The sequence below is a fragment of the Deinococcus sp. genome (assembly GCF_025362455.1).
In the GTDB taxonomy this organism is placed as follows: domain Bacteria; phylum Deinococcota; class Deinococci; order Deinococcales; family Deinococcaceae; genus Deinococcus.
Genome location: NZ_JANYGJ010000232.1, coordinates 1 through 3,722, shown reverse-complemented (window position 1 = coordinate 3,722; position 3,722 = coordinate 1). Strand labels below are relative to the sequence as shown.

The following is a 3,722-nucleotide window of genomic DNA, read 5'->3' as shown; positions in this document are numbered from 1 at the left end:
GCCTGGCAGGCCCGCTCACAGCGGCGGCAGCTCTCGGCGCAGACCGCGCAGTGCTGCATGTTCATGTCGCGGGCGTGGCCCTCGCACTCGGCGGCGCAGGCCTGGCAGGCGCTCAGACAGGCCTGGAGTTGGGCGCGCACGACGGCCTCGTCCGGGTCGGTCTGCCGCAGCAGGGCGCGGCCCGTGGCCAGGCAGATGTCGGCGCAGGTACTGTTCAAGGTGATGCAGTGAACCAGGTGCGGAAGGTGCTCGCCCTCGCCCAGACAGGCGTCGGCGCAGGCGGTGCAGACCTGGGCGCACTCGAAGCAGGCGGCGATACACTCCAGCAGGGCCGCCGGATCATACTTGACCTGAGCGCGGCGGGGGTGGGTCTGGAGCATCCGTGAGACGGCCTGAGTACTGGCGTTTGGGGTGGGGGTGGTCATAAGTCCTCCGTGATCAAGATGCAAGGTGTCGAGGAATATCCAGGCGAAGTGGGGGCGACTGCCGGGGCCGCACGGCCATGAGCTTGTGAAGCGCACCTCCTGTTGAGGGCTTCAGCGTAAACGGCGCCGTGTCAAGATCCTGTAAAACGGTGAGTGGCGTGAAGGGGAGCACAACGAACGCTTCAGCTCAGTTAAGCGGCAGCGAGGCGCCCTGCGGCGTGCTAGCGTGCGATCAACGTGACTGGACTCGCTGCCGATGCCCCGCTGGACGCCCTGATTCGCCGCTGGCGGGACGACCCCGGCGCCACCTACCAGACCTGGTTTTTATGGGAGGAGCGTCTCAAGAATTTCCGCTCGATCCGGCGCGGTGTCCAGAGCGTGGTGCGCGACATCCGCGAGGGCACCTTCGGCACCCAGTACCGGGGATCGAGCCTGGAAACCGTGGTGCATTCGGTAGCCGAGCAGCGCCAGATTTTCAAAGGAGCCGATCACGCCTTTCTCTGGAAGCCCAAACTGCGGATTCCGGACATCTACGAGAACCCGGCCCATCAGCGTGCCTTTGGCCACTTCCTGGATACCTGCGTGTGCTGCACCGAGGCCGACGAGCTGGTCGAGGCCGTCCGGGCACTGGACCGCCACCGCATCAAGGGCCTGGGGCCAGCCGCCGCGAATCTGATGTACTTCCTGCACCCGACCCACATGCCTCCGTTCAACACCGCCATCGTGAACGGCTACAACGCCCTGACCGGCGCCAGGGTCAAACTCGGCAAGTGGGAGGAGTACCTGGCGCTGCGTGCGGGGCTGCTGCGCCTGACCAATGAGCACCGCCATCTACTCTCCAACGATCTGGGGGCGGTGGCCGGGTTGATGTTCGATCTGGGCCAGGGCCGCTTCACACCGCCGCCCCGCAGCGGTGACGACGCGGCCCTGGGCGCCTGGCAGTCGGACCTGGCGCGCGTGCGGGAGGAGACGGCGGCGGCCAGCCGGGCCCGCAGCGCGGCCAGCGAGCAGGACCGCAGCCACACCGAGGTGCAGGGCTGGCTGCGCGACCTGGGATTGGCCCTGGGCTTCCGGGTCTGGATCGCGGCCAACGACGTCTCGCGCCCCTACGCCGGGGGCAAGCTCGGCGACGGCTGCGCCACCACCCTGCCAGCAAATCTGATGGGGCGGCCCGGCGCCGACGCCGTGCGGCTGATCGACGTGCTGTGGCTGGACGCCGCTGCCACAAACGCCAATGGCAGCGAGGTGATCGCCGCGTTCGAGGTCGAGCACACCACCAGCATCTACTCGGGCATCGTGCGAATGCTCGACCTGGCTCTTGGGGCGCCAGGGCAGGTGGTGGCCGGACTGTATCTGGTGGCGCCGGACGGGCGCCAGCGGGACGTCATGGAGCAGTTGCGCCGCCCGGCCTTCAGCCGGGTCCGGGATCTGGGCGTGCGTTACCTGCCTTACGGTGAGCTGGAGCGCCACCGGGAGAGCATGGCCCGCTTCGGGCAAGGGCTCAAAGCCGTGGAAGCGGTCTCCCAGCGGCTGGACGACCTGGACTGAACCCGCCTCCGCGCGGCAGACCGGGTGAGGCAGACCACCTGATCAAGCCGTGATGAGCATTCTGTAGACTGCGTCGATCAGCCCTGAGCGCCAATGAAGCCGGTCACCAGTCGTCCAGATGCCGGGCCAGACGTTTGTTCCAGTGCCAAAGGAGTATTGATGAAATACGCTGTTCTGAAGTTGGCGGCCATTTCCGCTGTCCTGGTCGCCTGTGCCCCCACGCCAGCGCCGGTCCTGGCGCCCGACCCGGTCACCTTGCAGTTCCTGGACATCTCCGACTGGCATGGTCAGCTCGATCCACTCAGCTTCGGCAGTGGAGATACGGCTTACCAGGCGGGCGGCGCCGCCGTGCTGAGCGCCTACTTCAAACAGGACCGCGCCGCCAATCCCAATACGTTGACCGTCACGGCGGGCGACGACTACGGCGCGTCCCCACCGCTGTCGAGCTTTTTCGGTGAGAAGCCCGCCCTTGAGGCACTGAACCTGATGGGTCTGGACGCCGGAACCTTCGGCAACCACAACTTCGACCGGGGACTGGCGCCGCTCCAGACGCTGATTGACGCCGCCAAATTCAGTTATGTCTCGGCCAACCTGAGTAACCTCAGCGGCAACCTGAACAACGTCAAGCCGTACAAAATCTTCACCGTCGGTGGCGTCAAGGTGGCGGTGGTCGGGATCACCAACCCCGAGACCAAGGAACTGGTTTCACCCACGGCGTTCGGCACTATCCAGATCACCGAGCCGGTGGCCGCCGCCGAGCAGGCCCGCCTGGCTGCCAAGGCCGAGGGCGCTCAGGTCTTCGTGGCCCTGACCCACATGGGCGTGACGAGCATTGACGCCACCAGCAAGGCCCCCAGTGGTCCACTGATCGACTTTGCCAGCAAGGTGACCGGCTACGACGTGATCTTCGGGGACCACACCAACGTCCAGTACAGCGGCACCTTCGGCAAGACGCTGGTGGTCGAGAATCTCAGCAAGGGCGCTTCGTATGCGCGGGTGGCCCTGAGCTATGACCGGGCCAACGGCGCCGTGCTGGACCGCAGCAACACCTTTGTGGTGCCCAAGACGGCTGGGGTCACGCCCGATCCCGCTGTGGTGGCGCAACTGGCGCCCTACCGCGCTCAACTGGCCGCGCAGCTCGATACCAAGATCGGGGTGGCCACGGACGTCTTCCCGCGCGCGAACAACAACGAGCGGCTGGGTGAGGTGGCCCTCGGCGACCTGATCACCGACGCGGTGCGCGCCCGCTACGGCACCCAGCTCGCCATCGTCAACGGCGGCACCCTCCGCTCGCCGCTGCCGGGCAGCTATGCGCCGCAGGACACCACGCTGCGGCGTCTCGCCCCCGGCTACCAGGCCGGACCGCCCTACGACCTGGTGGCGGGCGACGTGTACTCGGTGCTGCCCTTCGGCAACTCGGTGGTGACCCGGACGGTGACGGGCACCCAGCTTTACGCTGTACTGGAAAATAGCGTCTCGGCGCTGCCCGGCTCCAGTGGACGCTTCCTTCAGATCTCCGGATTCTCGTACAAGTACGATGTCAGCAAGCCGGTGGGATCGCGGGTCGTGAGCGTCACGCTCGACGGCGGGATCCCCATCCTGAAGGGTGCCACCAGCTATACCCTGGCGCTGCCCGACTTCACCAACACCGGCGGCGACGGCTACACCATGCTGGCCGACGGTCAGGGCACCACCCGCGAGCAAGACGCCCAGGTGATCCTCGACGCCATCAAGGCGAAAGGCACCATC

The 3,722-nt window shown here is 66.8% G+C and carries 3 protein-coding genes; 2 read left to right on the top strand and 1 reads right to left on the bottom strand.

The window, feature by feature from the left end:
• Positions 1–425: four-helix bundle copper-binding protein (locus Q0R23_RS16325; protein ID WP_293914697.1), on the bottom strand; the 425-nt coding region annotated here is incomplete at its 3' end.
• 237 nt (positions 426–662) lie between these two features.
• On the opposite strand from Q0R23_RS16325, the gene Q0R23_RS16320 reads away from it, so the two are divergent.
• Positions 663–1,973, top strand: a complete 1,311-nt coding sequence (locus tag Q0R23_RS16320; RefSeq protein ID WP_293914695.1) for a type II restriction endonuclease — start codon at positions 663–665, stop codon at positions 1,971–1,973.
• A gap of 159 nt (positions 1,974–2,132) precedes the next feature.
• Positions 2,133–3,722, top strand: a 1,590-nt coding sequence (locus Q0R23_RS16315) for a bifunctional UDP-sugar hydrolase/5'-nucleotidase (RefSeq protein ID WP_293914693.1), incomplete at its 3' end; no start/stop codon positions are given.